This is a genomic window from Stenotrophomonas sp. OVS01A, assembly GCF_019969775.1.
Taxonomy (GTDB): Bacteria; Pseudomonadota; Gammaproteobacteria; order Xanthomonadales; family Xanthomonadaceae; genus Stenotrophomonas; species Stenotrophomonas indicatrix.
In genome coordinates this window covers 1,647,253-1,670,815 of sequence record NZ_JAHXYV010000001.1, presented here as the reverse complement: position 1 = coordinate 1,670,815, position 23,563 = coordinate 1,647,253, and the positions used below count along the sequence as shown (strand labels likewise).

The 23,563-nt window shown below is 66.9% G+C and carries 22 protein-coding genes; 13 read left to right on the top strand and 9 right to left on the bottom strand.

The genetic code is table 11. The annotated features are described in order from the left end of the window. The first annotated feature begins 268 nt into the window (after positions 1–268). Positions 269–2,620 (top strand): GH92 family glycosyl hydrolase, encoded by a 2,352-nt coding sequence (locus LC407_RS07855; RefSeq protein ID WP_223482572.1) that lies wholly within the window; start codon positions 269–271, stop codon positions 2,618–2,620. 407 nt (positions 2,621–3,027) lie between these two features. On the opposite strand, the gene LC407_RS07850 is transcribed toward LC407_RS07855, so the two are convergent. Beyond that, positions 3,028–3,771 (bottom strand): SDR family oxidoreductase, encoded by a 744-nt coding sequence (locus LC407_RS07850; protein ID WP_154880545.1) that lies wholly within the window; start codon positions 3,769–3,771, stop codon positions 3,028–3,030. Positions 3,772–3,877: 106 nt separating this feature from the next. On the opposite strand from LC407_RS07850, the gene LC407_RS07845 reads away from it, so the two are divergent. Further along, entirely contained in the window at positions 3,878–4,771 is an 894-nt protein-coding gene (locus LC407_RS07845; protein ID WP_059064303.1) for a LysR family transcriptional regulator, read from the top strand. A 14-nt stretch (positions 4,772–4,785) separates the two neighbouring features. On the opposite strand, the gene LC407_RS07840 is transcribed toward LC407_RS07845, so the two are convergent. Genes LC407_RS07840 through dkgB form a run of 5 tightly spaced genes read right to left on the bottom strand, consistent with a single transcriptional unit; the run spans position 4,786 to position 8,842 of the window. Continuing rightward, the gene (locus tag LC407_RS07840; protein ID WP_223482571.1) at positions 4,786–5,787 is read right to left on the bottom strand and encodes an aldo/keto reductase; all 1,002 of its coding nucleotides are present in this window, start codon (positions 5,785–5,787) and stop codon (positions 4,786–4,788) included. A 24-nt stretch (positions 5,788–5,811) separates the two neighbouring features. After that, positions 5,812–6,141, bottom strand: coding sequence for an adenylate cyclase (locus tag LC407_RS07835; protein WP_223482570.1), 330 nt, complete (start codon positions 6,139–6,141; stop codon positions 5,812–5,814). Beyond that, on the bottom strand, positions 6,138–7,076 hold the full coding sequence (locus LC407_RS07830) for a cyclase family protein (RefSeq protein WP_223482569.1): 939 nt from the start codon (positions 7,074–7,076) through the stop codon (positions 6,138–6,140). The genes LC407_RS07835 and LC407_RS07830 overlap by 4 nt, the downstream gene beginning before the upstream one ends. 19 nt (positions 7,077–7,095) lie before the next feature. Beyond that, positions 7,096–8,025: a TIGR03571 family LLM class oxidoreductase gene (locus LC407_RS07825; RefSeq protein WP_223482568.1), complete on the bottom strand. Its 930-nt coding sequence runs from the start codon at positions 8,023–8,025 to the stop codon at positions 7,096–7,098. 13 nt (positions 8,026–8,038) lie between these two features. After that, positions 8,039–8,842, bottom strand: coding sequence for a 2,5-didehydrogluconate reductase DkgB (dkgB, locus tag LC407_RS07820; protein WP_223482567.1), 804 nt, complete (start codon positions 8,840–8,842; stop codon positions 8,039–8,041). Between the two features lie 112 nt (positions 8,843–8,954). Here dkgB and LC407_RS07815 point away from each other — a divergent pair, with 112 nt between their 5' ends. Further along, on the top strand, positions 8,955–9,857 hold the full coding sequence (locus tag LC407_RS07815) for a LysR substrate-binding domain-containing protein (RefSeq protein ID WP_154880533.1): 903 nt from the start codon (positions 8,955–8,957) through the stop codon (positions 9,855–9,857). Here LC407_RS07815 and LC407_RS07810 read toward each other — a convergent pair. Beyond that, positions 9,799–10,716: an AraC family transcriptional regulator gene (locus LC407_RS07810; protein WP_223482566.1), complete on the bottom strand. Its 918-nt coding sequence runs from the start codon at positions 10,714–10,716 to the stop codon at positions 9,799–9,801. The two genes, LC407_RS07815 and LC407_RS07810, sit on opposite strands and share 59 nt — an antisense overlap. Positions 10,717–10,839: 123 nt before the next feature. On the opposite strand from LC407_RS07810, the gene LC407_RS07805 reads away from it, so the two are divergent. Continuing rightward, entirely contained in the window at positions 10,840–13,029 is a 2,190-nt protein-coding gene (locus tag LC407_RS07805; protein WP_223482565.1) for a TonB-dependent receptor, read from the top strand. Positions 13,030–13,036: 7 nt separating this feature from the next. On the opposite strand, the gene LC407_RS07800 is transcribed toward LC407_RS07805, so the two are convergent. After that, positions 13,037–13,513, bottom strand: coding sequence for a MerC domain-containing protein (locus LC407_RS07800; RefSeq protein ID WP_105164158.1), 477 nt, complete (start codon positions 13,511–13,513; stop codon positions 13,037–13,039). 32 nt (positions 13,514–13,545) lie between these two features. On the opposite strand from LC407_RS07800, the gene LC407_RS07795 reads away from it, so the two are divergent. The 8 genes from LC407_RS07795 to LC407_RS07760 all read left to right on the top strand — a co-directional run bounded on the left by LC407_RS07795 (position 13,546) and on the right by LC407_RS07760 (position 20,179). Beyond that, positions 13,546–14,079: a DUF2796 domain-containing protein gene (locus LC407_RS07795; RefSeq protein WP_223482564.1), complete on the top strand. Its 534-nt coding sequence runs from the start codon at positions 13,546–13,548 to the stop codon at positions 14,077–14,079. Next, a complete protein-coding gene (locus LC407_RS07790) occupies positions 14,076–14,771 on the top strand; it encodes an ATP-binding cassette domain-containing protein (protein WP_223482563.1) in 696 nt (231 codons plus the stop codon). Before LC407_RS07795 ends, LC407_RS07790 begins: the two co-directional genes overlap by 4 nt. Next, positions 14,764–16,017: an ABC transporter permease gene (locus LC407_RS07785; RefSeq protein ID WP_223482562.1), complete on the top strand. Its 1,254-nt coding sequence runs from the start codon at positions 14,764–14,766 to the stop codon at positions 16,015–16,017. The genes LC407_RS07790 and LC407_RS07785 overlap by 8 nt, the downstream gene beginning before the upstream one ends. A gap of 8 nt (positions 16,018–16,025) precedes the next feature. Next, positions 16,026–16,568 (top strand): DUF3299 domain-containing protein, encoded by a 543-nt coding sequence (locus LC407_RS07780; RefSeq protein WP_105165007.1) that lies wholly within the window; start codon positions 16,026–16,028, stop codon positions 16,566–16,568. Next, positions 16,558–17,187, top strand: a complete 630-nt coding sequence (locus tag LC407_RS07775) for a DUF3299 domain-containing protein (RefSeq protein ID WP_033831213.1) — start codon at positions 16,558–16,560, stop codon at positions 17,185–17,187. Before LC407_RS07780 ends, LC407_RS07775 begins: the two co-directional genes overlap by 11 nt. A gap of 46 nt (positions 17,188–17,233) precedes the next feature. Further along, complete coding sequence (locus tag LC407_RS07770) at positions 17,234–17,956, top strand: hypothetical protein (protein ID WP_032974855.1); 723 nt, start codon at positions 17,234–17,236, stop codon at positions 17,954–17,956. Between the two features lie 125 nt (positions 17,957–18,081). Next, positions 18,082–19,614: an MFS transporter gene (locus LC407_RS07765; protein ID WP_223482561.1), complete on the top strand. Its 1,533-nt coding sequence runs from the start codon at positions 18,082–18,084 to the stop codon at positions 19,612–19,614. Positions 19,615–19,618: 4 nt separating this feature from the next. Then, positions 19,619–20,179: a TetR family transcriptional regulator gene (locus tag LC407_RS07760; protein ID WP_025874422.1), complete on the top strand. Its 561-nt coding sequence runs from the start codon at positions 19,619–19,621 to the stop codon at positions 20,177–20,179. 28 nt (positions 20,180–20,207) lie between these two features. On the opposite strand, the gene fdhD is transcribed toward LC407_RS07760, so the two are convergent. Continuing rightward, positions 20,208–21,065, bottom strand: coding sequence for a formate dehydrogenase accessory sulfurtransferase FdhD (gene fdhD, locus LC407_RS07755; RefSeq protein ID WP_223482560.1), 858 nt, complete (start codon positions 21,063–21,065; stop codon positions 20,208–20,210). A gap of 212 nt (positions 21,066–21,277) precedes the next feature. On the opposite strand from fdhD, the gene LC407_RS07750 reads away from it, so the two are divergent. Then, entirely contained in the window at positions 21,278–23,563 is a 2,286-nt protein-coding gene (locus LC407_RS07750) for an FdhF/YdeP family oxidoreductase (protein ID WP_223482559.1), read from the top strand.

Here is a 23,563-nt window from a genome sequence, read left to right as displayed (position 1 = left end):
CTGCACACGCATTGGCGGTCTGTTCCACCCGGCATTGCATCTGAAAGTCTCCAATTACGGGCTGATTTTTTCTCGGTAGTGCCCATTCCGACAACCGCTTGCGCGTTCGCATCGAAATGGGCCCGCCAGGCTTGGCAGCATCCCTTCAATTCCAGTGTCGATCCATCCAATCGGTTGCAGATGCATGCGTTGAAGGCGGCATCCGCACTGCAGCATGCGACACCGTCACCCCGGTGCTAGGATCTGACCACCATCTGAATCGATCCAAATGCCGATGCCCACGCTGGACCGTCGTCTCCTGATCGCTGTCGCCGCCACGGCGATGTTCGCCTCCGGCCTGGCTGCGGCCGCTCCGGCCAAGACCGCCGCCGACAAGGCCTATGCCTCGGTCGATCCCTTCATTGGCACCGGCGGTGAGGGGCATACCTACCCCGGCGCGACGGTGCCGTTCGGCATGGTCCAGCTCAGCCCGGACACGCGCATCCAGCCGCGCGAGAAGGCCTACGGCTGGGCGGCGGGCTACCGTTACGACGACAGCAGCATCGTCGGTTTCTCGCACACGCACTTTTCCGGCACCGGTCATTCCGATTTGGGCGACATCCTGCTGATGCCGTTCACCGGCAACCCTGGACTGGAGCGCGGCGACCCCGAAAAGCCACGCAGCGGTTACGCCTCGCGTTTCCGCCACGATGACGAGAAGGCCGAACCGGGCTATTACGCTGTCACCCTGGACGACTACAAGGTGCGCGCCGAGCTGACCACCAGCGCCCGCGTGGGCGTGCATCGCTATGCGTTCCCCAAGGGCACCGATGCCAAGGTGCTGCTGGACATGCGCACCAGCATGTATGACTACCCGGGCAAGATCCTGTGGTCGCGGGTACGCGTGCGTGGCGATGGCACCATCACCGGCTTCCGCGAGACGCGTGGCTGGGCCGCCGGCCGCCAGCTGTATTTCGCGATGCGCTTCTCGCGGCCGCTGGCCAGCCACGCGCTGCACAACACCGAACAGGACATCGTCTACAAGGGCTTCGCGCCCCCGGGCGAGAAGGACCCGGCGCAGCGCGCTCAGATGGAGGGGCGGCAGCTGGTGGGCACCTTCGACTTCGGCAAGCTGGATGCACCGCTGGTGGTGAAGGTGGCCATTTCGCCGGTCAGCGAGGCGGGCGCCATCGCCAACCTCGATGCCGAAGTGGCCGACTTCGATTTCGACCGTGTGCGCGCGCAGGCGAGGCAGGAGTGGACGCAGGCGTTGTCGGTGCTGGATATCGACGCACCGGAACACGCGCGTCGCAGCGCGTACACCGCGCTGTACCACACGCTGCTGGGGCCGACGCTGTTCATGGATGCCGACGGCCAGTACCGCGGCGCGGACAACGCCGTGCACCAGGCCAAGGGCTACACGAACTATTCGACGTTCTCGCTGTGGGATACCTACCGGGCGCTGCACCCGCTGCTGACCCTGGTGCAGCCGGAGAAGCGCAACAGCGATTTCGTCAATTCCATGCTGGCCCATCATGAGCACAGTCCCTACGGCATGCTGCCGGTGTGGTCGTTCCATGGCCTGGAAGACTGGTGCATGATCGGCTACCACGCGGTGCCGGTGATCGCCGATGCCTACGTGAAAGGCATTCGTGGCTTCGACGCGGACAAGGCGCTGAAGGCGATGGTGCAGACCGCCAACTACGGCCCTTACGATGGCATCGCGCAGTACCGTGAGCTGGGCTACGTGCCGATCGACGAGGAGGGCGAAGCAGCCAGCAAGACGCTGGAATACGCGTTCGATGACTGGACCATCGCGCGCATGGCGCAGGCGATGGGCAAGACCGATGTGGCCGCAACCTTCGACAAGCGCGCGGGCAACTGGCGCAACGCCTTCGACAAGGACACCGGCTTCATGCGTGCGCGCAAGCGCGATGGCAGCTTCCGTACGCCGTTCGACCCCAGCGCCAGTGGCTACGGCACCGACTACACCGAAGGCAATGCCTGGCAGTACTCATGGTACGTGCCGCAGGATGTGGCCGGCCTTGCCGCAGCGCATGGTGGCAGCGATAAACTGCTGGCGCGCCTGGATGAAGTGTTCAACGCGAAGGTCGATCCGGCCATCTTCGAGCACATGGAAGACATCACCGGCCTGATCGGCTGGTATGCGCATGGCAACGAGCCCAGCCACCACGTGGCCTACCTGTACTCGCATGCCGGCCAGCCGTGGCGCACGCAGGCACGCCTGAAGCAGATCATGGACACGCAGTATGCCGATCGTCCCGATGGCCTGGCCGGCAACGATGACGTGGGCCAGATGTCGGCGTGGTACGTGTTCACCGCGCTGGGTTTCTACCCGGTAGCGCCGGGCTCGGGCGAGTACATCCTCGGCCGCCCGTTCCTGCCGAAGACCGCAATGCGGCTGTCCAACGGCAAGACCTTCACCATCGTGGCCGAAGGGCTGGACGACAAGCACACCTATGTCGGCAGCGTGACCCTCAACGGCAAGCCGTTGCAGCGCACGTTCCTGCGCCATGACGAGATCCTGGCCGGCGGCGAGCTGCACTTCACCATGCAGGCCGAACCGAACAAGGACTGGCCGGGGCAGGGAGCGCAGGCACCGTATTCGATGACCCGGTAACACCCGCGGTAGCGCCGGGCCATGCCCGGCGGTTGAGGGGCGGCGCCAACCAAGGTTGGCGTCTACCGGAACCGCGCACACCGCATTGAGGCGCCCTTGGTAGATGCCAACCTTGGTTGGCATGCCGCGCGCCCACCAAGGTGGGCGACTACCGATGTGGCGTGATCTGGTAGATGCCAACCTTGGTTGGCACGCCGCGCGCGCCCCAAGGTGGGCGACTACCGATGCGGCGTGATCTGGTAGATGCCAACCTTGGTTGGCATGCCGCGCGCCCACCAAGGTGGGCGACTACCGATGTGGCATGATCTGGTAGATGCCAACCTTGGTTGGCATGCCGCGCGCCCACCAAGGTGGGCGACTACCGATGTGGCGTGATCTGGTAGGTGCCAACCTTGGTTGGCACGCCGCTACACCATCCCACCATTGGCCCGCAGCACCTGGCCATTGATCCAGCCGCCATCGGCACCGGCCAGGAACGCCACCGCGCCGGCGATGTCTTCCGGCGTACCCAGCCGCTCCAACGGATTCATCTTCGCCAGCCGATCGATCAGTTCCGGCGACTTCCCGTCCAGGAACAGATCGGTGGCGGTCGGCCCGGGCGCCACCGCGTTCACGGTGATGCCGCGCCCACGCAGTTCCTTGCTGAGAATCGCGCCCATGGTCTCCACCGCGGCCTTGCTGGCGGCATACACGCCGTAGTTTTCCAGCTTGATGCCAACCACGCTGGTGGACAGGGTGACGATGCGACCACCGTCGCGCACGCGCCGCGCGGCCTCGCGCAGCACATTGAATGCACCCTTGAGGTTGATGCCGATCACACGGTCGAACAGGGCATCATCGCTGTCGGCCAGTGCGGCCAACTGCAGCACGCCGGCACTGTTGACCACCACATCGATGCCACCGAAGCGTGCATCGATGGCGTCGAACAGCGCGTGCACGGCCTGTGGGTCGGCGACATCGGCCTGCAGGGCGATGGCGTGCCCTCCGCTGGCGGTCAATTCGGCAGCCAGTGTTTCGGCCTCATCACGGCGCCCGGCATAGTTGATCACCACGGCATGGCCGTCGGCGGCCAGACGGCGCGAGATGGCCGCGCCGATGCCACGGGAGCCCCCGGTGACCAGGGCGACAGAGCGGGAAGCAGAGGAGGTCATGGCAGATTCCAGAAGTGCGCGCCGGCATGGCGCACGGCCATCTTGGTCTCTCCGCCGTCGCGGATAATCATGGATAATCCGGAAACATCATCCGGCCGCCCGAACAATGGACAGATTCACCGCCCTGCGTGCGTTCGTGCGGATCGTCGAGCGCCGCAGCTTCAGCCGTGCCGCCGAAGACCTGGGGCTGCCGCGGGCCACGGTGACCGACGCGATCAAAGCACTGGAGCAGCGTCTGGGCGTGCGCCTGCTGCACCGGACCACGCGCGTGGTGGTGCCGACGCTGGAAGGCGAGGCCTTCTACGGCCGCTGTCTGCGCCTGATCGCGGACATGGACGATGCCGAAGCCGCGTTCCGTGACGTGCCGCCACGCGGGCCGCTGCGCATCGAGGTGCACGGTACGCTGGGGCGCCACCTGTTGTTTCCGCATCTGCCGGATTTCCTGCAGCGGTACCCGGACATCGAACTGGAGGTCAGCGAGGGCGACCGCTACGTCGACCTGCTGCGCGAGGGGGTGGACGGGGCCATCCGCGTGGGCACCCTGGCCGACAGCGATCTGGCCGCGCGGCGCCTGGCGTTGCTGCGCGAGGTCACGGTGGCGTCGCCCGCTTACGTACAGGCACACGGGCGGCCGGAAAGCATCGCGTCGCTGGCGGCGGGACACCAGATGGTCGGCTACCGTTCCAGCGCCACCGGCCAGCTGATTCCGCTGGAGTTCCAGCAGGGTGGGCAGGTTCGCCACGTGCCGCTGCCGGCACGCGTGCGGGTGTCCGGTGCGGACGCCTTCCTCGGTGCCGCGCTGGCCGGGTTGGGCATCATCCAGGCACCGCGTTACCGGATGGACCCTTACATCGCGCGCGGGCAGTTGCTGGAGCTGTTGCCCGGGATGCCACCCACACCGAGCCCGGTCAGCCTGGTCTATCTGCGCAACCGTACGCCATCGCCGCGGCTGCGGGTGTTCATCGACTGGGTGGCGGCTGTGTTCGAGCACGCAGGCTGACGCCGACCTGCCGCTCAACCCAGGCCGGGCAGCGGCGCGTGCGATGACACCAGCTGGCGGTCGCGCAATGCCTGCCAGAACGCGGTGGGAATCGTCGCCCCGGCCAACGCCAGGTTCTCGGCGATGCGCTCGGGACGGCTTGCACCGGGAATCGCCGCTGCCACTGCCGGGTGCGCCAGCGAGAACTGCAGCGCGGCGGCGCGCAGGTCCACCTGGTGTTCTGCCGCAACGTCGCGCAATGCCTGCACGCGGGCCAGCACCTCTGGCGTGGCGGTCTGGTATTCGTAATGCGCGCCGCCGGCAAGGATGCCGGAGTTGTACGGCCCGCCGACCACGATGCCGACGCCACGTGCAACGCTGTCCGGCATCAACCGCTGCAGGGCCTCTTCGTGGTCGAGCAGGGTGTAGCGCCCGGCAATCAGGAAGCCATCCGGGTCGGCCTGCTGCAGCGCCATCTCGCAGGGCTGCACGCGGTTGACGCCCAGGCCCCAGGCCCTGATGACACCTTCCTCGCGCAGGCGGGTGAGCGCCACGGCGGCGCCGTCCATCGCCTGCTGGAAGACCTCCTTCCAGGCATCGCCATGGAAGTCACGCGCCGGATCATGGATCCAGACGATGTCCAGGCGATCGGTACGCAGGCGCTGCAGGCTCTCCTCGATCGCGCGCAGGGTGCCGTCAGCGCTGTAGTCGTAGACGATGCGGTTGGGCAGGCCATGCTCGAACAGGCCACCTTTCTCACCAAGGTCACGCCGGGTGGTGTCTTCCACCTCGTCCAGCACACGGCGGCCGACCTTGCTGCTCAGTACATAGGCATCACGGTCGTGATGCTGCAGGGCCTCGCCCAGGCGCAGTTCGGCCAGGCCAGCGCCGTACAGCGGTGCGGCGTCGAAGTAGCGGATGCCCTGCTGCCAGGCTGCCTCGACGGTATCCAGCGCCTCCCGCTGGGGGATGTTGCGGTACATGTTGCCCAACGGTGCGGTGCCGAAGCCGATGGGCGAGGGAATGGAAAGTCGCATGGGAATCTCGTGGGGAAGGGACATTCAGTCGTGCGGGGGCAGCGCCTGCAGCGTGCCCTGCATGCGGTGGAAGCGGCCGTCGGTGGCGGTGAACCACACCAGCGAATGGCCGTGCAGGAAGTCATCGACGTGCACCACGGTGGCACCGTCGGCTTCCTGCCAGGAAATGGCATGGATGCCCTCGGCAACCTGCCGCCACTCGCAGCTGGCTTCGCCGTGGGCACCGGCATAGGTACCGGAGACGATGGCGTAGTGCACGCGATGGCCATCAGCGCTGTAGCGGTTGTCGGCGGCCAGGCCGTCATAGCTGACCCGGAATTGGCGACCGGCAAACATCGGCGGGGCGTCGCTCATCGGATCGCCACCGGGTTGATGTTGACCTGGGTGGAGCCGACGTACAGCGGCTGGCCGAGCACGAACAGGAATTCCCAGGCCTTGTCGCGCACCAGCGCGCGGCTGTCGATCAGTTCCAGGTTGTAGATGCCGCGTTTGGCCAGCATGTACTGGTTCACCGGGAACTCGTCGGAGCCGTACGGATTGGGGTAGACCTCCGAGGCCCAGGTGTCACCGCCGAAGGCGACGATGCCCTGGTCGGCCAGCCACTTCGCCGCGTCCATGCCGATGCCCGGCTCGACCTCCAGGAACTGCGTGTTGTCCTTGCCGATCAGCTCCAGCCAGCCGGTGTTGAACAGCACCACATCGCCCTTGCGCAGGGTCAGGTGCTGCTGCTTCAGCACGGCCTGGATGTCGGCGACGCTGAACTCGGTGCCGCCGGGCACGATGGCCTTGCCGTAGTACGCGGTCATGTCCAGCACCACGCCGCGTGTGACCAGCGGCGGCACCTTCTCCACGCCCAGCCTGCGCACGCCATCGACGCTGACGAAGTCGGCGGCCTTGTTGCCGTTGTAGTAGACGTTGTCGATGCCGATGTGGCCAATGCCGTTGAGCTGGGTGCCGACACCGGTCCAGGCGTTCAGCAGTTCATCGTTGAAGGTGAATCTGTTCGGGCCCAATGACTTGCCGGCTTGTTGCCCGACCTGCACGTTGTACAGGCGGAAGCTGCGATGGCGAAAGGCGGGCAGGTTCTTGTCCACCGGTACCGCCAGCGGATACGTCTTGCCGGTCTTCACCAGCGACACCGCCTGCTTGACCACATCGGCGGTGAGCAGGTTGGCCGCGCCGATCTCATCGTTGGCGCCGTATACCGAGGGATACCAGTCCGCAGCGAGAGCGGCGGAGGGCAGCGGGAGCGAGGCCAGTGCAAGCAGGGCCAGGGAGGTGATGTTCATTGCGGGGCTCCAGTGCCGGTCACGCATGCGCCGCGAACTGCGGCAGCACGTACTCGGCGATTTCGTGGAAGGTGTCGGCCAAAGGCCGTTCGTTGCGGCGGAACTGCAGGCCGATGTGGTCGACGCCAGCGGCCTGCATCGCCTGCAGTTCGGCCAGCAGCGCATTGCGGCCGCCGCGCAGGCCGAAGCGCCAACGCTGCAGCGGTGCCTCGGCCCGTTCCAGCAGATCCAGGTGGATGAAGCTGGCATAGGGTTTGTTGCCGGCCACCGCGCGCCACGCCGCCACGCGGTGGGCGTGTTCCTGGGGCGTGCCGGGGTAAGCCAGGCAGCCGTCCATATGTGCGCCGATCCAGGCCGGCTGCTGCTGCGCCAGGCCGGCCACCAGCAGCGGCAGCGCCCGACCATCGGCAGGCAGTACTTCCAACCCCTGCGGCAGCCGTGCAGCGGTGCCTTCGCGCAGCAGCCCGATCTGCTCGCGGAAGCCCGTGCCACGGGTGTCGAAGTCGCGGCCGAACAGCGGGTACTCCACCGGCCGGTCGCCGCTGGCAACGCCCAGCAGCAGGCGATCGCCACTGAGCTGCTGTACGCTGCGTGCCGACTTCAACGTCAGCAGAGGTTCGCGGATCGGCAGCACCACCGCGCCGGTCCCCAGCAGGATCTCTTCGGTGATGCCGGCCAGGTAGCCGAGATAGGTGAACACTTCGAACACCTGCGCGGCATCGCCGAATGCCGGGTCGTACACCGGCACGTCGCGCACCCACAGCGCACGGAAGCCGAGGCGGTCGGCCAGCCTGGCAAGGTCGGCGTGCTGCTGCAGGTCCGGTTCGCCCGGCAGGCGGCGCGCAATGCGTCGTGCCTGTTCGCCCAGCGGCGTCCAGTCGTTGTCCAGCGGCGCTTCAATGCCAATGCTGAAGCCGCCCGCCTGCAGTCGTGTCAACGCAGTAGCCATCAGCGCGTGCTCCTCAGTCCCAGGCAGGCGCCAGGCCCGGCGGGTCGACTTCGCGGCTGTTGCGTTCAAGTGCGGCGATCGCAGCCATGTCTTCGGCATCCAGCTGCAGCTCGCGGGCAAGCAGGTTGCTGGCCAGGTTTTCGCGCTTGGTCGAGGAAGGAATGACGGCGTAACCCAGCTGCAGCGCCCAGGCCAGTGCGACCTGGGCCACCGTGGCCTGGTGCTTGTCGGCGATGGCGGCCAGCACCGGGTCCTTCAGTACCTTGCCGTAGGCCAGGGTCATGTAGGAGGTCACCGCGATGCCCTGTTCCTGCAGGAAAGCGGTCAATGCCGGGTTCTGCAGATAGGGGCTGAGCTCGATCTGGTTGGTGGCGATCTGGCCCTGGCCAACTACGGCGATGGCCTGGCGGGTCAGTTCGATGTTGAAGTTGGATACGCCGATCTGCCGGGTCAGGCCCAGCGTCTTTGCTTCGGCCAGTGCGGTCATGTACTCGCGCAGCGCGACCGCGCTGCCCGGTGCCGGCCAGTGGATCAGCAGCAGGTCGACATGGTCGGTGCGCAGCTTGGCCAGGCTCTCGCGCAGGCTCGGCAGCAGTCTGTCGGCGGCATGGTTGTCGACCCAGATCTTGGTTGTGATGAACAGTTCGTCGCGCGGTACACCGGATTCGACGATTGCCTGGCCGACCTCGGCTTCATTGCCGTAGATCTGCGCGGTGTCGATGGCGCGATAGCCGAGCTCGAGGGCGTTGCGCACTGAATCGATGACGGTCTGGCCGGTCAGGCGGAACGTGCCGACGCCAAAGGAAGGAAGGCTCATGGGAACTCCAGCTGGGTAGGGAGCGGCGTGCTCCGATGGGGGCCAGTCTGGTCGCTTTACATTTGCAGATTAAGCCGTGTATACGGGAAATGCTTTTGCGCCGAGGTAAAGAATGAAAACCACCCTGGATGAGCTGAAGGCGTTTGTCGCCGTGGTCGACAGCGGCTCGATCACAGCCGCCGCCGAGGTGCTGGGACTGACCATCTCGGCCACCAGCCGTACCCTGGCGCGCTTGGAGGACAAGCTGCAGACCACGCTGCTGCGGCGGACGACGCGGCGGCTGGAGCTGACCGAAGAGGGCGCGGCTTTCCTGGAATACGCGCGCACGATCCTGGCCACGGTGGACGAAGCCGAGGAACAGATGGCGGCGCGCCGGCAACAACCGGTAGGGCGGTTGCGGGTGGATGCGGCCACGCCGTTCATGCTGCACGTGATCGTGCCGCTGCTGGCCGGCTTCCGCGAGCGCTATCCGCAGGTGCAGTTGGAGCTGAACTCCAACGAGGGCATCACCGACCTGATCGAGAAGCGCACCGACGTGGCGTTCCGCATCGGCGTGCTGCGCGATTCCACCCTGCATGCGCGGCCGATCGGCCACAGCCGCATCCGCGTGGTCGCCAGCCCGGAGTACCTGCGGCAGTACGGTACGCCCACCCGCATCGCGCAGCTGCGCGCGCACACGCTGCTGGGTTTCACCCACCCGGGTTCACTCAACGAGTGGCCGCTGACCGACGCCGATGGCGGTCCATTGGTGATCCAGCCGGCCATTGCATCTTCCAGCGGAGAAACGCTGCGGCAGATGGCGGTGAACGGGCTGGGCATCGCCTGCCTGTCCGATTTCCTGACCCGCCAGGACCGGCGCGAAGGGCACCTGGTACAGCTGTTCGCCAAGCAGACCCAGGAGGTCCGCCAGCCGATCAACGCGGTGTACTACCGCAACACCGCGCTGGCCGCGCGCATCACCTGTTTCGTCGACCACGTGACGCAGACGCTGGGTCAACGCCCGTTCGACGAATAGCGTCCTGGTGGCCGGTGCCTTGCGCGGCCCAGGCGCTGGGCGTGCAACCGGCCACGCGCTGGAAGGCCGCCGCGAACTTGCTGGGATTGGCGTAGCCGCAGGCCAGCGCGACCTCGGTGACGCGCTGCCCCTTGGACAGTGCGTACTGCGCCCAGTGCATCCGGCGCTGGGTCAGGTAGGCATACGGTGGCATGCCGGTAGCGGCGCGCAGGGCGCGGCTGAACGTGGTCGGTTCCATGCCGAGTACGTCTGCCAGCGCTGCGACATCCAGCGACTGGGAACGGTGTTCATCGATGAAGTCCTGCAGCTGGCGCAGTTGCCGCGATGACAGCGGTGCAGCCATCCGCGGCCGGGCGGGCGGTTGGCCGGCAAGCTGCGCCAACCGCCGCACCACGACTTCTGCGCCGTACTGCAGGAAGCCGGGAACGCTGGCGTCAGCCTGCGCGCTGGACCACAGCGCGTGCAGTACGGCAGCGATGACCGGGTCGCGATGCAGCCGCAGGGAAAGGGCGTGGATGTCCGGGAAGCCGCCAGGCGCATCACGCCACTGCGCGGTATCGATGGCCATTCCCAGCAGCTCCACGGCTGGGCTGGCGTAGTGTCCACGATCACCGGGCAGTACCACGTTGAACTGGCCCGGATGCCAAGGCGCCTGCAGTACCCCGGCAGTGGTGCGTTGATACAGGTTGCCGCCACCGGCCAGCGCCAGGCCCAGCCGCAGCTGGTGCGGGTTCCCCATGGGGCCTTCGCTGGCCTGGAAGCCATGGCGCAGCAGAACGATCGCGCCGTCCTCGCTGGTCACGGTGCCATCACTGGGCAGGGTGGCTTCCCGGTGCAACTGGTCGGCGAGGGCGGGCATGGCAGGTCCAGGAATGGAGCAGCTCTGACTGCAATGGAGTGGCGGCGAGCACGGAATGTTACAGGATAACAATTTGCGCCAGCTGGCCCGCCAAGCGCGTTTCCGTTCCTCATGAGGTCTACCTTGAAATCCCCCGTTTCCTCCGTTGCCCTTGTCGCAGCGTCGTTGCTGGTTCCTGTTGTTCCTGCCCACGCGCAGTCCGCCGATGCCACCACCCTTGATGGGGTGGTGGTCACAGGCTCCAAGCGCGACACGCCCTACCTGAAGAGTGACCTGTCGGTGACCGTGCTTGATCGGCAGGCACTGAAGGAAGCCGGTGTCACCGAGTTCCGCGACCTGGACAAGCTGGCGCCCAACGTGAAGTTCAACGTGATGGGCCAGCTGAGCAACATGTTCATTTCCATCCGTGGCATCGAATCCAATCCCTTCCTGGTCAACCGCGCGTCGGTGTACATAGATGGCATTCCGTTCCGTGAGCTGAGCAACGCAGTACTCAACCAGGTTGAATCGGTTGAGGTGCTGCGGGGGCCGCAGGGAACCCTGTACGGCGCCAACAGCGAATCCGGGCTGGTGCTGGTGCGCACGCGCGGCCCGGCCGATACCCGCGAGGGTGAGGTGAACGTGCGCAACACCTGGTTCGGCAACGGCAACGGTACGGCCGTGGATGGTTTCCTGGCTGGCCCGCTGGGCAAGGGCGGCACGCTGTCGGGCTCGGTGGCGTTCATGGGCTCCGATGAGGATGCCTACTTGAAGAACCTGACCCCGTACGGCGCGCGCGGCGAAGTGAAAGAGGGCTACCTGCAGGGCAAGCTGCGCTGGCGTCCCAGCGATTACGTGACCGTCAACGCCTTGGCCTATCACCTGCGCACGCGCGCAGCGGGCATGTTCGAGTACGAGTACCTGCCGCTGGATACCGGCCTGTACAACCGCACCTATGGCGACCGCCTCAATGGTGGCCGCCATGCAGGTGACTTCACCTACATCAACGATGCGCCAAAGCGCACCGAAAAGGACGAGACCGTCGCAGGCCTGAGCGCGCAGTGGCAACTGCAGGCCGGCACCCTGGATGTGGCCGCCTCGTACCGCAGCGAGGAAGCCAGCTCGGCCGGCTACGACTTCGACATGACCGCCAGCTCCGCGCTGGCCGGGTACATACATGACAAGAAGAATGCCTGGAATGCCGAGGCGCGCTTCAGCTCGCCCAGCGACCAGGCGTTGACCTGGATGGCCGGTGTATCGACGTACCGCATCGACAAGGATTCGATCCAGGGCACCTTCGTCGGCCCGGCGCTGCGGGGCCTGGACAGTTACAACCTGGCGCCGCGGCAGACCTCCAAGGGTGAGGACTACAGTGTTTTCGCGACCGCCAGCTACACGCTGCCGGCATTGCCGAAATTGACCGCCAGCCTCGGCATTCGCCACGAACAGGCCCGCCGTTCCACCGAGCAGCGTGCCGGATTCCTCGACCTGGGCGCGGGAGGCCTGGTGCGCTACCGCGACGCGGCCCTGGCGCATACGTTCTCGGCCACGTTGCCCCGCGTCTCGCTGCGCTATGACGCCAGCGATGATCTGTCGTTCTATGCGGCCTCGGCCAAGGGCTACATCCCCGGCGGCTTCAACCTGGCCGCCGCGCAGAGCGATGTGATCAACGACAAGGTGCTGCGCTACGAATCCGAACGCATGTGGAGCCATGAGGTGGGTTTCAAGATGAACCTGGCTGGCGGTCGTGGCCATATCGGTGGTGCCCTGTTCCACATCAGCTCGGACAACTGGCAGGAAATCCAGGTGGCCACCGATGCCAACGGCCGGCCGATCTCGTCCGACTACGTGGGCTCGGATGCCTCGATACGGTCGCGCGGTGCAGAACTGGAAGGTGTGTTTGAAGTCGCGCCGGGGTTTACGTTGATGGCCAACGTCGGCTATGTCGATGCGACGTACACCAAGCTCTGGGTAAGCCCGCAGGAGAACCTCCACGGCAAGCGGGTCAAGCTGACGCCGCACTACACAGGCTACCTGGCAGCGCGGTATCAGTTCGACTCCGGCATCTATGCCCGGGTGGAATCGCAGTTCACCGGCTCCAGCGCGCTGGACGAGCGCAACCGCGCGTTCCAGCCGGCCGTGGCTGTGCTCGGCGTGCAACTGGGCTATGAGCGCGGGCCGTGGAGCACGCGCGTGTTCGTGCAGAACCTGACCGACAAGCGCCGCATCAATGGCCTGATCTTCGACAACCTGGCCTTCGGCCGCGACGGCAACTACTACGGACCGGTGGACAGCCCGCGCATTGTCGGCGCCGAGGTCGGCTACCGGTTCTGAGCGGGCATCAGCCGGCGGGCCGCAGGGCCCGCCGGTTGCGCAGATGTGCGGTGGCCAGCATCACCCCACCACAGGCGGTGGCAGCGCCGTGCCAGAGCAGCGATTCCTTCAACGGCAGGTACAGCGAGGCGGACAGCAACAGGATCGCGCCTGCCAGGGCCACGCACAGCGGCAGGGCGCGTCGATGGCGCCGCTGGCCGGCGGCGGTGCTGAGCAGGGCGATCGACGAGGCCAGCAGTGCGAACAGCCATTCCCAGCGCGACATCACCAGCAGTGCGGTCATCGCGCCATGGCCAGGGTGCTGGAACGAGCGCAGCGCCATCATCGCCGCCGGCGTGAAGGCCAGCAGCAGGGGCAGGGCCACGCAATGCGCGGCACAGGCCAGCGACAGCCATGCGCCTGCCAGATCGAAACGGGGATGCCAGCGTGCCGAAGCTGGCGGTTGGGTGCGGGCCCTTGCGGGCGAGATCGGGATGTGGTCCATAATGTTACATAGTAACAATACGGAGCCGCCCGATGAAACGTTCTGCCGCCCTTCTGCTGCTGCTTGCTGCCCATTCTGCGAACGCCCACGACGTGCGCCATCACGGTGCTCATGTCCATGGCCAGGCCGATGTCGATCTGGCCGTGGACCAGGGAACGCTGGAACTGGCACTGCGTGCGCCCGGCATCGGCATCCTCGATTTCGAGCGACCGCCGGCCGACAGCCGCGAACAGGCGGCATTGGCGCGGGCGCGATCGATCCTGCAGAGCGGCAGCTGGGTCACGTTGCCGACCGCTGCGCAGTGCCGGTTGGACCATGCCGAGGCGACGGCGGCGGGCTTTGCGCCGGTGGCTGTGGCAGCACAGCCAGGCCAGCACACGCACGCTGGATTCACCGCCGCACTGCGCTACCACTGCGCCAATCCGGCAGCACTGCGCGGGCTGGCATTGCCGCTGCCTACGCTGTTTCCGGGGCTGCACGAGGTGATCGTCAACACCGCAACATCGACCGGGCAAGGCCGCAGCGTGGTTACTGCTGACAGCCTGCGGGTGCCGCTGGCGCCATGAACGACGATGCCATCATCGACCTGCAGGGCGTGCAGTTCGGCTACGCGGGCCGTGCGGTGCTGGACATCGCACAGCTGCAGGTGCGCGCAGGCAGCAGCGTGCTGCTGCGCGGGAAAAGCGGCTCGGGCAAGAGCACGCTGCTGGGCCTGCTGGCGGGCATTCTGCTGCCGGCCAGCGGCAGCATCCGGGTTGCCGGCCATCGGGTGAACACGCTCGGTGCCGCCGCGCGCGATCGTTTCCGTGCCGACCAGCTGGGCGTGATCTTCCAGCAGTTCAACCTGCTGCCGTTCCTGAGCGTGCGCAACAACATCGCCTTGGGCGTGCGCTTTTCGCCATTGCGCAACGCGCGCATTGAAGGTGGGCTGGACGCGGAAATCGCGCGTCTGCTGCGTGCGCTGCAGCTCGATCCGGCACTGATGCCGCGCGCGGCAGGCACGCTCAGCGTCGGCCAGCAGCAGCGCGTTGCCGCTGCCCGTGCCTTGATCGGTCGCCCGGCGGTACTGCTGGCCGACGAACCGACCTCGGCGCTGGACCCCGAAGCGGCCACGGCGTTCGTGCAGCTGATGTCCGCGCAGTGCCGCGCCGCTGGCACCACCGCGCTGGTGGTCAGCCACGATGACCGCCTGCAGCCGTTGTTCGACCAGGTGTTGTCGCTGGGTGATCTGAACCGGGCAGGGGGTGCACATGTTTGAGTTGGCTTGGGCCAGCCTGCGCAGCCGCGCCTTGAGCGTGAGCCTGACCGTGCTGGTCATCACCCTGAGCGTGGTCCTGCTGCTGGGCGTGGAGCGCATCCGCACGCAGGCCCACGAAGGCTTTGCCAGCACCGTCTCGGGTACGGACCTGATCGTGGGCGCACGCTCGGGGCCGGTGAACCTGCTGCTGTACTCGGTCTTCCACATCGGCGACCCGACCAACAACGTGTCCTGGCAGTCCTACCAGGAACTGTCCACGCTGCCGCAGGTGAAATGGGCGGTGCCGCTGTCGCTGGGCGATTCCTGGCGTGGCTATCGGGTGATCGGCACCACCGCCGGCTATTTCGAACATTACCGGCATGGCGCAGGGCATGCGCTGGCATTCGCGCAGGGCCAGCCGTTCGACGACCTGTATGACGCGGTGGTCGGCGCTGAAGTCGCGCAGGCCGCGCACATCGGCCTGGGCACTGAGATCGTGCTGGTCCATGGCACCGGTGCGGTAACGCTGGCCACGCATGCCGACAAGCCGTTCCGCGTGGTCGGCATCCTGCAGCGTACCGGCACGCCGGTGGATTCGTCCGTGCTGGTGTCATTGCCGGCGATCGAAGCGATCCATGTCGATTGGCGCTCCGGCGTGCAGTTGCGCAGCCAGCATGTCAGCGCAGAACAGGCACGGCAGCTTGACCTGGCCCCGACCAGCATCACCGCCTTCATGCTCGGGCTGAACTCGCGGATCGCCACCTTCGGCGTGCAGCGCAGCATCAACGAGTATCCAGACGAAGCACTGCAGGCGATCCTGCCCGGCGTGACGTTGCAGCAGCTGTGGCAGTCGCTGGGCACTGCCGAGCGCGCGCTGCAGCTGATCAGTGCGATGGTGGTGCTGCTGGGCATGGTGTCACTGATGGCGCTGCTGGTATCGACGCTGCAGGAACGCCGCCGTGAGATGGCGGTGCTGCGCGCCACCGGTGCGCGCCCGGCCTATGTGGCCTGCCTGCTGGTCGTTGAGGCCGTGGCCACTGCAGCAATGGCCTGCGCGTTGGCGCTGGCGGTGCTGACCTGTGCCAGCGCGGCCGGGCGCAGCTGGGCGCTGGCCAATTTCGGTCTGTCGATCACCCACGTCTGGCCGGACGCGCGCGAACTGGCCTGGGTGGGCGGCGTGCTGCTGATCAGCGCGGTTGCCGGCCTGCTGCCTGCGCTGCTGGCCTACCGGCGCACCCTGGCCGATGGCCTGGCGCCTGCGTCGTGAGCGCGGGCGTGCGCTGGTTGCTGCTGGCGGCGGCAATGCTGCTGGTTGCCTGCACGCGGCCGACCGATACCGGTGTGCAGGCACTGCCGCCGTCGCCGGTACAGAGCAATGCTGGCACGCAAAGCGAGCAGGAACTGGACTGGCTGCAGATGCTGCCCAGCGACGAACTGGCAGCACTCGAGCGCGGTGAGGGGCCGGAGGTGCAGCACAACGGCAACCGGCGCATGGCCCAGTTCGGTACGTTCCGTACGGTGGACGCGGTACTGGATCGCGCAGTGCGGTTGCCGGGCTACGTGGTGCCTTTGGCCAACGCGGCAGATGGCCGACTGGTCGAATTCCTGTTCGTGCCGTACTACGGCGCGTGCATCCACGTGCCACCGCCGCCACCGAACCAGATCGTGCATGTGCTGCTGCCGCGGCCGATCGCCATGCCCGACATGTACTCGCCGTTCTTCCTGGCCGGTGTGCTGCGCGCCGAGCGGGTGGACGATGATCTTGCCGGCTCCGCCTACAGCATGGCCGACGCCGAACTGAGGCCTTATGAACCGTAGCGCGAAGCTGCTTGGCGGTGTGCTTGCCGCTGTACTGCTGGCCAGTTGTGGCCGGCCCGCCGTGGACGCCCCACCGCCACAGGCCAACAATGCTGCTGCGTCGCCGGCGGCGGCGTCTGCAGTGATCGATCGCTGGGACGCGTTGATGCCCGAAGAGGACAGCTTCCAGCGTCCACCGCCGCAGATCGGGCTGTCGCGTGGCAATGGCATGGACGGGGTGGGGGGCTTGATCGACGATACGGGTTCGGGCTCGCTGCCTGGGCAGGCCATCGATCACTCCAGCCCGCTACGTGCGCAGCAGTTCGGCTCGTCGGCGGTGGTCGATGGCGTGGACGGACGTGCGCTGGACCTGGATGGCTATGTGGTGCCGCTGGCGATGAACGACGCCGGGCAGGTGGACGAACTGCTGTTCGTGCCGTTCTATGGCGCGTGCATCCACGTACCGCCGCCACCACCGAACCAGATCATCCACGTCACCCTGGCCAGCCCCATCACGATGGGCGCGCTGTGGGATCCCTACCGGCTGTCAGGGCGCCTGCAGGTGAAGCACTTCGAGGCGGATATCGCCAGCGCGTCCTATGACGCTGCCGCAGCGACGCTTTCGGCGATCAACCGATGACGAGCACCCGATGACGAGGCTCCGCGCACGCACCGTCGCGCTGCTGATGGTGGTGTTGCTGCTGGCAGGAACCGGGGTGGCGCTGCTGTGGAACGCAACGCACGCGCCCTCGCCACCGGCCGTTGCATTTCCCGCACCAGTGGCGGAAGCGCAGGCACGCATCGAACATCACCTGGCGGCCGACAAGGCCTTTCGTGATGACCTGCTGTTCCTGCTGGTGGCGACGCTGCGCGACCGCTGCGAACCCGCGCAGGCGGGAGTGCTGGCGCGCATGGCCAACCGTGCGTCGCTGCCGGTGCTGGCGGCGGTCAGCGCCGTGACCGCGCAGGATGCGAGCCTGGACCGACCGATCTACCAGTACATCCAACACCGCGCCGACGCCACCGGCTGCGGTCAGCCACTGCGCGTGCCGGCAGGCGAAGGCGGCACTATCGAGGTGGACATCGAACAGTACGCGCGCACCTTCCCGGACAGCTATTTCGATCCGCAGCGCAGCAGTGTGCCGCGTGACTTCGGCGCGCGTCCGTTGGCGGAACGCGCCGGCAACGCCTGCAACAGCGTGGTCTATTCGGTGCTGCCGCTGGGAGGGGGCGATTGGCGCTGCAGCACGCTGCGCAGCAACGCCCGCGCGCGGGTGCGTGCGCTGTGCGAAGAGGAGATGCAGCGCCAGCACGGCCATCTGCAGGGGGAGCTGGATGCCGCAGTGGGACGCGCCATGCAGGACCCGATCGTGCAGGCGGTCGCTGCCTTGCCTGCGGAGTGCAGGTAGGCCCCGGGTCATGAGGCAGGGAGCATTGCGCCTCCCGTCAGCTGAATGGGTCTCACTGGCAGCCTCATAACTATACAGGATGTCCTGTATAGTTATGGATGTACTCCTTCCCCATCCAGGTTCCCATGGCTCTCTCCCAGCCCTTGGACGGTGCTCCGTCCCTGTCGCGCGCCCGACGCTGGTCGCTGCTGTTCACCGTTGCCGCCGGCCTGCTGCTGGTCACGCTGGACAACTCGGTGCTGTATACCGCGCTGCCGACCCTGACCGAGGAGCTGTCGGCCAGTGCCGGGCAGGCGCTGTGGATCATCAACGCCTACCCGCTGGTGATGGCCGGTCTGCTGCTGGGCGCTGGCACCCTGGGTGACCGCATCGGCCACCGCCGGATGTTCCTGGTCGGCCTGGTGGTGTTCGGCATCGCCTCGTTGGCAGCGGCGTTCTCTGCAACCGCAGGGCAGCTGATCGCCGCGCGTGCCTTCCTCGCCGTGGGTGCGGCGGCGATGATGCCGGCCACGCTGGCCTTGATCGGGCTCAGCTTCCATGAAGAACGCGAGCGCAACATCGCCATCGCGATCTGGGGTTCGGTGGCCATCGTCGGTGCGGCGCTGGGGCCGATCATCGGTGGCTTGCTGCTGCAGCACTTCTGGTGGGGCTCGGTGTTCCTCATCAATGTGCCGGTGGTAGTGGTTGCTTTCATCGCGACCCTGCTGCTGGCGCCGGAAGGGCAGCGCGACAGCACCCGCCCATGGGACCTGCTGTCCTCGCTGCTGGCACTGGCCGCGCTGTCGGGCCTGGTACTGGCGATCAAGTCGCTGATCGCCACGCCGCCCTCGTACAGCGTGGGCGCGGTCTCGCTGCTGCTGGCGATCATCTCCGGCATCGCCTTCAGCCGCCGCCAGCAGCAGTTGCCGTATCCGCTGCTGGATTTCGCCATCTTCCGCAATCCGGCCTTCCTTGCCGGCACCCTGTCGGCGGTGTTCACCCTGTTTGCGATGGCCGGGCTGCAGCTGCTCACCACCCAGCGTTTCCAGCTGGTGGCCGGCCTCAGCCCGTTGCAGGCGGGCCTGCTGGTATCGGTGGCGGCGCTGGGCAGCCTGCCCAGCGCGTTGCTGGGCGGCAGCGTGCTGCATCGCGTCGGCCTGCGTCCGCTGATCTGCGGCGGCCTTGCGGCCGGTGCGGTAGGTGTGGGCGTGGTGGCGCTGGGCTTCCCGCATGGGCTGGGCTGGGTGGTGGCCGGCATGGCGATCACCGGCTTCGGCATGGGTGCTGCCATCTCGGTGGCGTCCACCGCCATCCTCAACAACGTGCCGCCGCATCGTGCGGGCATGGCCTCGTCGGTGGAGGAAGTGTCCTACGAGTTCGGCGGTCTGCTGGCCGTCGCGCTGCTGGGCAGCCTGAGTGCTGCGATGTACGGCGCTTTCCTGCCCGAGTCTGCGGGTATTCCGGCCGCCGCACGCGAGGGCTTCACCCAGGCGCTGCACGTGGCGCGTGAGACGGGGCAGGGCGAGTGGTTCGCGCTGGCCACCGCGGCCTACGATCGCGGTTACCGGATCGTGCTGCTGGTGATCAGTGCGGTGCTGGCGGCCGGCGCGGTGATCATCGCGCGCCTGCTGCGTGGACGTGCCGGCGGCCGCGACGGCGCCGCCGATCGCGTAAAATAGCGGCATGAGAACCAGCAAGCGCGAGCGCATCCTCGACGCCGCCGTCAGCGTGATCAACCGCGACGGGGTGCGTGCGGTCACCTTTGAATCGGTGGCGGCCGAGGCGCAGTTGACCCGTGGCGGCCTGCTGTACCACTTTCCTTCGCGCGAAGCGTTGCTGCGCGGCATCGACGAGCACCTGGTGCAGAGCTGGGAAGCATCGATGGAGGCGCTGCTGGGCAAGTCGGCCGGCGAGGCCACTGCGCTGGAGCGCTACCAGACCTTCGTGCGTGTGTCGGCGCAGAGTGCCACCCGTGCCGAGCTGATGTTCATGCTGGACTCGGTGGACCCCGAATTCCCCAGCGAGCGGCCGTGGGCACCGGTGGTGCAGCGCTGGGCGCCTTCGCCACCGGCCGCCGGCAGCGACGATCCGGCGGCGCTGGATAATTTCGTGGCGCGGCTGGCCGCCGATGGCCTGTGGATCTACGAGGCCATGTACGAAGGCCAGCTGGACGAGAACGTGCGCGCGCAGGTGACCGAACGGATCGGCGGGCTGCTCTCTCCCGAGCGGTCCCGCAAGGCGTAGCAGCCAGTCCATCCGCTGAGGGCGCCCGTCAGGCAGGCGGATGCCCGTGCAGGCCATTCCCCTGCAGCCGCTCCGGGTGGGTATACACGTTGAAGCCTTCTTCGCGGGCGAAGCCCACCAGGCACAGGCCGGCACTGCGGGCCAGGTCGATGGCCAGCGCAGTGGGGGCCGAGACGGCGGCCAGTACGCTGGCACCGGCGCGCGCTGCCTTGCTGACCATTTCGTAGCTGGCACGGCTGGATACCACCAGCAGGCCGCCATCGATGCTGTGTTCGTTGTGGTGCAGTGCACCGATCAGCTTGTCCAGCGCATTGTGGCGGCCGACGTCTTCGCGCACCCAGCCGATGCGGCCACTGGCATCGGCCCAGGCCGCTGCATGGGTCGAACCACTGGCAGCATTCATCGGCTGGCGTAGGGCCAGCCCAGCCAATGCCCGCTGCAGTGCAGCCGTCTGATACGTGCGGCGGTCCTTTACCGGAGGCAGCGGACGCAGCACGTCCTCCAGCTGGCGCGCACCGCACAACCCACAGCCGCCGCGACCCGGCAGCAGGCGCCCGTTGTCAGGATCCAGTGCGGCGCCGGGGGCGTCGGCGGACACGCTCATATTCAGCTCGATGCCCTCCAGTTGTGGCTGCACCTGGATGGACAGCAACTGGTCAGGACGCTCGATCAACCCTTCGCTGAGCGAGAAGCCCAGCGCGAAATCCTCCAGGTCGCATGGCGTGGCCATCATCACCGCGAAGGCCGCGCCGTTGTAACGCATCGCCACCGGTACTTCTTCGGCGATCGTATCGACCCGTTGCTCCTGCCCCGTGCTGCGCCAGCGTTGCAGCGTGCGCAGGGCCGTGCCGGCGGGCGGGGGCGAAGGCAACGTCGATCCGGGCATGCGGCACATCCTGGGCAAAGCAGAAGGGCAGGCTACGCCCGGAGGATAGCGCAGCCATCCAGTGAAGACGCGGCGGTAACCGTTGCCATGGCAGCCTGCTGTACCTGGGCCGGGCCATGGCGCTGGGGTTGCCGGTGTGCTTGACTGGCCACGGCAGCCGGGCGCGAGCCCGGCTCTGCTGGCAGGCACACCACCAACGCAGGTTCCCGACCATGTCCGAACAGAAGCCGCCGCGTTACAAGCCCTACAACCAACCGGCAGGCGGCTGGGGGGCCGCAGGTGCGACTGCCAAGGTGCTGCTGCAGCAGAGCGTGATCGGCAAAGGATCCAAGGCACTGCTGGCGATGAACCAGCCGGGCGGATTCAAGTGCCCCAGCTGCGCGTTCCCCGATGCCGACCACCGCAAGAAGCTGGAATTCTGCGAGAACGGTGCCAAGGCCCTGGCCTGGGAAGCGACCCAGCACCGGGTGACCCGTGAACTGTTCGCCCAGCACACCGTCACCGAGTTGATGGCGCAGACCGATTACTGGTTGGAGCAGCAGGGCCGGCTGACCGAGCCGATGCGCTACGACGCCGCCACCGATCACTACGTGCCCTGCGAATGGGACGAGGCGTTTGCACTCATCGGTCGCCATCTGCAGGCGCTGGACAACCCCGACCAGGCCGAGTTCTACACCTCCGGCCGCACGCCCAACGAGGCGGCGTTCCTGTATTCGATCTTCGTGCGCGAGTTCGGTACCAACAACTTCCCGGACTGCTCGAACATGTGCCACGAGCCGACCAGCCGCGGCTTGCCACCAGCGATAGGCGTGGGCAAGGGCACCATCGTGCTGGACGACTTCGAACACGCCGAGGCGATCTTCGTGATGGGCCAGAACACCGGCACCAACTCGCCGCGGATGATGAGCAACCTGGTGGAAGCGCGCAAGCGCGGTGTGCCGATCGTGGCGGTCAACCCGATGCCGGAGCGTGCCCTGATCCGCTTCACCGAACCACAGGACGTGGTGCAGATGGCCACGTTCGGTTCCACCGAGATCACCAGCGAGTTCGTGCACGTCCGCATCGGCGGCGACCTTGCGCTGATCAAGGGCATGATGAAGGTGATGTTCGAGCGCGAAGCCCAGGGTGAGTCAGTGCTGGATCATGCCTTCCTGGCCGAACACACCGTTGGCCTGGAGGCGCTGCGCGAGGACGTGCTGGCGCAGGACTGGGATGAGATCGTGCGGGTGTCGGGCATCGCACAGGAACAGATCCGGCGCTGCGCGGAAATCTACATCCGTTCGCAGGCGACGGTCATCTGCTATGGCATGGGCCTGACCCAGCACCAGCAGGGGTCGCGGCTGCTGCAGCAGGTGGCCAACCTGTTGTTGCTGCGCGGTAATTTCGGCAAGCCGGGCGCGGGTATCGGTCCGATCCGTGGCCATTCCAACGTGCAGGGCGACCGCACCGTCGGCATCGATGAGAAGCCCACGGCGCGCTACCTGGATCGCGTGCAGCAGGTGTTTGGTTTCGATCCGCCGCGCGAGCACGGCCACCATGTGGTCGAGTCGATCGCGGCGATGCTCGATGGCAGCGCCAAGGTGTTCATCGGCATGGGCGGCAACTTCATCCATGCCGTGCCCGATACCGAGCGCGCCTACCAGGCCATGCGCAGACTGGAACTGACCGTGGGTATTGCCACCAAGCTCAACCGGGGGCATCTCGTGCACGGTCGCGACGCGCTGATCCTGCCGGTGGTGGCGCGCTCGGAGTGGATCCGCACGCCGAAGGGCGAGCAGTTCGTCACCATCGAAGATGCGATGTCCAACGTGACGGCGTCGCGCGGCGTGCTGGAGCCGGCCAGCGACCACGTGCTGCCGGAGGTGGAGATCGTCTGCCGGATGGCGATGGCAACGTTGCCGGGCAGCAAGGTGGACTGGGCCGCGTACATGCATGATTACGGCCCGATCCGAGACCTGATCGCCGCCGTCTACCCGGACATCTATGCCGGCTTCAACGAGCGCATCCAGGCACTGCACGGCTTCCACCTGGATATTCCGCCGCGCAGGCGCGTGTGGCCGACCCCGAACGGCAAGGCCAACATCCTCGTCATGCCGGGCCTGGAAGTGAACACGGTAGTCGATGACCCGGAGATGCTGCGGCTGGCCACGGTGCGTTCGCACGACCAGTACAACACCACCATCTACAGCTACAACGACCGCTACCGGGGCGTGTACAACGACCGCATGGTGGTGTTCATGAACATCGAGGACCGTCTGGCGCGCGGGCTCGGCAAGGAAGCCCTGGTAAGCCTGGAAACGATCAGCGACGACGGCGTGACGCGGCGTATCGAAGGCCTGACCGTGCTTGACTACCCGATGCCGCGCGGGGCGCTGGCGGGCTACTACCCGGAGCTCAACCCCCTGCTGCCGCTGGACTACTACGATCGGATCAGCGGTACGCCAGCGGCGAAATCCATTCCGGTACGGATGCGCGCGCAGGTCGACGTGCCCGCGTAG